The following is a 563-nucleotide window of genomic DNA, read 5'->3' on the forward strand; positions in this document are numbered from 1 at the left end:
GTTCCAACAATCGTTCCGCTTCCTGTTGTCGCTCTTCCACCGTTTGGGCGGTGGCGGGGAAACGGAACAATGGGCGTTTATCTACCCCAAGTGCTGAGGTGCCGACGAGAACCACTAAGGTGAGGGCAAATAGGTTGCGGGATTTGCAAGCAGGGGGCATGGTAGATGCTCCTTTTGGTTGAGAGTTGATGCTTTTGATAATACCCCATAATTTTTCAATTATCAACCCTCGCGGGGGGAGACTCCAGCGCACCCTATTGCGCCTCTCCCATCAAGGTAAAGGCCGCCCAATTTTCGGGACTGGGATACTGCTGCATGGTGGTCAGCATCGCTTGACGCAATGCCTGGGCTTTATCGCCACTGCTTTCCCAGGTTTGATAAAATTCTCGCATTAACAAATAGGTGGCATTATCTGGCACTTTCCATAAGGATACCAGCACGCTGGCGGTGCCGGCAGACATGAGCGATCGCGATAATCCGATGACTCCATCGCCAGTGATTTTTCCGCGTCCCGTCTCGCAAGCAGAGAGGACGACTAAATCCGCATTGAGTTCCATGTCGAA

At 52.4% G+C, this 563-nt stretch carries 1 protein-coding gene; it reads right to left on the reverse strand.

The window, feature by feature from the left end; translation table 11 throughout:
• Positions 1-254: 254 nt before the first annotated feature.
• Positions 255-563, reverse strand: a 309-nt coding sequence (locus AC0QH1_RS00735) for a CHAT domain-containing protein (RefSeq protein WP_324628808.1), incomplete at its 5' end; no start/stop codon positions are given.

The sequence above is a fragment of the Phormidium sp. CCY1219 genome (assembly GCF_055795085.1).